At 49.0% G+C, this 4,501-nt stretch carries 3 protein-coding genes and 1 pseudogene; all 4 read left to right on the top strand.

The window, feature by feature from the left end:
• Positions 1-712 (top strand): annotated as a pseudogene (locus tag JF818_RS00700) (putative selenate reductase subunit YgfK); the annotation flags it as partial.
• A 10-nt stretch (positions 713-722) separates the two neighbouring features.
• Positions 723-2,045, top strand: coding sequence for a putative aminohydrolase SsnA (ssnA, locus tag JF818_RS00695; RefSeq protein WP_198890080.1), 1,323 nt, complete (start codon positions 723-725; stop codon positions 2,043-2,045).
• A 51-nt stretch (positions 2,046-2,096) separates the two neighbouring features.
• Complete coding sequence (locus JF818_RS00690) at positions 2,097-3,311, top strand: YgeY family selenium metabolism-linked hydrolase (protein WP_198890079.1); 1,215 nt, start codon at positions 2,097-2,099, stop codon at positions 3,309-3,311.
• Positions 3,312-3,621: 310 nt separating this feature from the next.
• Positions 3,622-4,501, top strand: an 880-nt coding sequence (locus JF818_RS00685) for an amidohydrolase family protein (protein ID WP_198890078.1), incomplete at its 3' end; no start/stop codon positions are given.

Below are 4,501 nucleotides of genomic sequence, written 5' to 3'. Positions count from 1 at the left end.
TTCTACCGTTGTAAGGTGTATTGCTAGTGCTAGAGCGGCAGTTGAAGCTGCCATCGACAAGGTGCTTGGTCCTGAAGAGGAAGAGAGCGAGCATGTGCACGATGAGCATTGTGACCATGACCACGATGACGATGATGATGCATTTGAAGAAGAAGAGATGAGCGACGAAGAGAGGGTGCAGCTCGAAAATGATGAGAATGAGTTCTTTGCAGATGTAACTGACAAGAAGAGCAAAATTCTTTCTTCGAAGGAGTTCGGTGATAAGGAATTTGCCGCAACTGAGGCTGCCCGCTGTATGGAATGCTCTTACCTCTGTAATAAGTGTGTGGATGTATGTCCGAACCGTGCAAATGTTGCAATTGATGTAAGGAACCTTGGACTGTTTGCAGACCCATTCCAGATTCTTCACCTCGATGCATACTGCAACGAGTGCGGCAACTGTGAAACGTTCTGTCCCTATGATGGCGGTCCCTATCGCAAGAAGTTCACGCTCTTCAGCCGAAAGGATGATTTTGAAAATTCAGAGAACAGTGGTTTCTTCGCTGAAGGTGAGGATATCCTGGTTCGCCTCGATGGTAAAATCTACGAGTGCGAAATGGACGCAGACGGTATCTTGGTAGGAGAAGAGGAAGGCATTACCGATGAGGTTGCCGCCTTGATTGAAGAGGTATTTACCTCATACAGCTACCTTCTTGGATATGTGGAAGCGTAAGGAGGAACATGTGGCTACAACGGTAATTAAACAAACCCGGATTATGCAGACCCAGCCACCCTTTGAGGTGCAGGAAGGTGTGGATATCGTCATCGTCGATGATGTCATCAACAAGGTAGGCAAGGGTGCAGCAGAGACTATACATGCAGACAAGGTTATTGATGGAAGAGGCAAGACGGTCATTCCCGGGAATGTCTGTTCCCATCATCACTACTATTCAGGGCTCTCCAGAGGCATGCTTGCCTCTGCAGGCCCACAGACCGACTTCATTCAGATTCTGAAGGAGTGGTGGTGGCGTATAGACCGTGCACTTGATGAGGAAGCTTGTTACTACAGCTCCCTGATCAGCTCGATCGATGCCATTGCAAGTGGTACCACCACCTGTATCGATCACCATGCAAGCCCCTCTTATATTGCAGGATCCTTGGACACCATTGCCAAGGGAATGGAAGAAGTTGGGGTGCGTGGAGCTACCTGTTACGAAGTCACCGATAGAAACGGTGGAATGAAAGAGGTGGAAGCAGGCGTCGAGGAAAACCTTCGTTTTGCCATGGCCGCAAAGAGCAGTTCACTGGTTCGTGGAATGATTGGGGGACATGCCCCGTTCACCATCCCTGATGCTGGATTGAAGCTTATGGGAGAGGCAATGGCAGAGACCGGTGCCGGCCTTCATCTCCATGTTGCAGAGGACAAGTACGATGTGGTGCATAGCCACCATAAGTACCACCTGGATATCGTTGACCGATTGGAAAAATTTGGACTCTTGACTGATAACTCCCTCTTGGTTCATGGGCTTTGGCTCAGTGAGGCTGAGGTGGAAAAGATCAACGCTCATGGTACGTTCCTTGCACACAATGGACGCAGCAACATGAACAACAATGTTGGTTACTTCAAGCAGATCCAGAAAGTCGATAATTTAGTCATCGGAACCGATGGCTGTGGTGGAAATATGTTTGAAGAGCTCAAGATTGCATTCTTCAAGCACAAGGATCAGGGTGGTTCCTGGTGGCCCGCAGATTTTGTGACTGCCATGGGTCGTGGAAACCAGCTGGTTGAGAAGTATTTTGACGGGAAGTACGGTAAGGTTGCTGCTGGTTATAAGGCTGATCTGACCATCTGTGATTACCATGCACCAACCCCGCTGGTAGCAGACAATGCTGCAACCCATTTTGTATGGGGTATGAGCAGCAACTGTGTGGAAAGTGTCATCATTAATGGAAAGCTGGTGATGGAAAACCATCAGTTCCCAGGTCTTGATGTACAGAAGATCTATGACGAGGCAGCAAAAGTAGCTAAGCGCGTTTGGGATACAGTGAATACAATCGCTCCGTAACCGGTTCGATTACGACGAAGAAGAAATAAAGAACGAAAGAGGTAATGTAACATGACAATTCAAGAACAAATTAGGGCAAAGGCTGCCGAGTATCGTGACTACACGGCATTGAATCTCTCAAAGATGGTTCAGACCAAGAGCTATAGCTCCCAGGAAGAGGACGTATGTCGTCTCATCGTAACCCTTTGTGAAGAAGCTGGCTTTGATGAAGTGTATATCGATGGATTGGGCTCGGTAATCGGCCGCGTCGGCAATGGTCCCAAGAAAATTGCTTTCGATGCCCATATCGATACTGTTGAAGTTGGAAACCTGAAGAACTGGGATTTCGATCCCTTCAGTGGTGAGATCAAGGACGGAAAGGTCTGGGGACGCGGTTCCAGTGACCAGAAGGGTGGTGCAGCTTCCATGATCACTGCCGGCAGGATCCTGAAGGAGCTCGGCTACAGTGGTGAATATACCGCTTATTTCACCTTCACCGTCATGGAAGAAGATTGTGATGGTATGTGCTGGAAGTACCTCATCGAGGAAGAGAACTTCAGACCCGACCTCGTTGTTTCCACTGAGCCTACAACCTGCCGCCTCTATCGTGGTCACCGCGGAAGAATGGAGATCAGGGTAATCCTTAGGGGTATTTCCTGTCATGGTAGTGCTCCAGAGCGTGGCGTAAATGCTGCTTACAAGGCTGCAAAGGCAGCTCTTGCCATCGAGCAGTTGAACAAGGACCTTAAGCCGGATGCAGAAAACTTCCTTGGAAAAGGTACCATCACCGTCAGCCAGATGGATGTAAAGGGACCGAGCCAGTGCGCAGTTGCAGACTATGCAATGCTCTATCTCGACCGCCGTCTTACCTGGGGTGAGGATGCAGATCTTGCAATCTCCCAGGTTCGTGAGTACATCAGCAAGGCAACCGGTGATGATCCAGAGTCAATCGTTGTCGAGATGCCCAACTATGAGAAGATTGGTTGGACCAAGAAAGAGTACTCACAAGAACTGTACTTCCCCACCTGGAAGATCGACGCAGATCACCCACTGGTAGAAGCTGGTGTTGCCGGCCATGAGGCTCTCTTTGGAAAGAAGCCCGTAGTTGACAAGTGGACCTTCTCCACCAACTTGGTTGCTACCACTGGTCGTCATAAGATTCCTGCTATTGGTTTCGGCCCTGGTGATGAGTCACAGGCTCATGCACCGAACGAGATCAACCGTGTGGATGACCTTGAGATCTGTGCTGCATTCTATGCAATGCTTCCCTATTCCTTGGAGAAGTAGTACGTAGAATAGTACTCGCTACATATGGTATACTACAGCCACAGGGATTGACGCCTTGTGGCTGTTTGGAGCTTATGGTGCTTCATTGTTTATCTCATAAGATAATGGTGAAGCACAGAAACTGGCCCGGCAGGTGCAAAAGGGGCTCTGCCTGCAGGGTATATAGAAAGAACCAAGGTTGTGGAGTTGCCCCCTTCCTTCTCCACTCCTTCCTTGCGGAACTACCCGCATGCCGTCCTTATAAAGTATTGCAAGTGTAGCAACGACGTCCATTTGTCGTGTCCTTGCAGGAAGAAGGAGATATACAGGCATGAGTTCCTCGCTTCTCTTGAAGAACATCTACTGTCTACAACCCACATTTGATGGAAAGAAATATTGGGGCGCCGATTTATTGATTGAAAACAACAAGGTCGCCAAGATTGCCCCTGGGGGTGGATTGGCTGCTCCAGCAAAGGGTCGTATCATCGACTGCTCAAACCATGTAGTCATACCTGGTTTGGTAAACACGCACCATCACTTCTACCAGACATTAACCAGAAATCATCCTGCTGTGCAGAATGCAAAGCTCTTCGATTGGTTGAAATTCCTCTATGAGGTGTGGAAATATGTGGATGAGGAAGCAGTCTACTATTCATCAATGCTTGCAATGGCTGAGTTGATGAAGACTGGTTGTACCCTTACCACTGACCACCACTACCTCTATCCACGCTCATTCAAGGGAGATCTGATGGGCCTTCAATTTGAGGCTGCAGACACCTTGGGGATGCGCTTCAGTCCCACGAGAGGCTCGATGAGTTTGAGCAAGAAGGACGGAGGACTTCCCCCCGACAGCGTCGTACAGACTGAGGATGAGATTCTTACTGACAGTGAGCGGTGCATCAAGACCTACCATGACAGTGCCCCGGATGCCATGCATAAGATAGCCCTCGCTCCCTGTAGTCCCTTCAGTGTCACCAAGGATTTGATGACAAAGACCGCTGAACTTGCAAGGAAGTATGGGGTGCGTTTGCATACCCATCTCTGTGAGACCTATGACGAAGCTGATTTCTGCCAGGAGATGTACGGGATGCGTCCTGTTGCTCTGATGCAGGAGTGTAATCTTATCGGGGATGATGTCTTTTATGCACATGGAATCCACTTCAATGATGAAGAGTTGAAAATCCTTGCAAAGACAGGTTCCCATATTGCCC

The organism is Sphaerochaeta sp. S2 (assembly GCF_016406725.1).
Classification (GTDB): domain Bacteria; phylum Spirochaetota; class Spirochaetia; order Sphaerochaetales; family Sphaerochaetaceae; genus Sphaerochaeta.
This window is presented reverse-complemented; position numbering and strand designations above follow the sequence as displayed.

Bases quoted from the DNA above. Each gene is read 5' to 3' on its own strand.
- JF818_RS00690 (WP_198890079.1), top strand. From the start codon at position 2,097: ATGACAATTCAAGAACAAATTAGGGCAAAGGCTGCCGAGTATCGTGAC.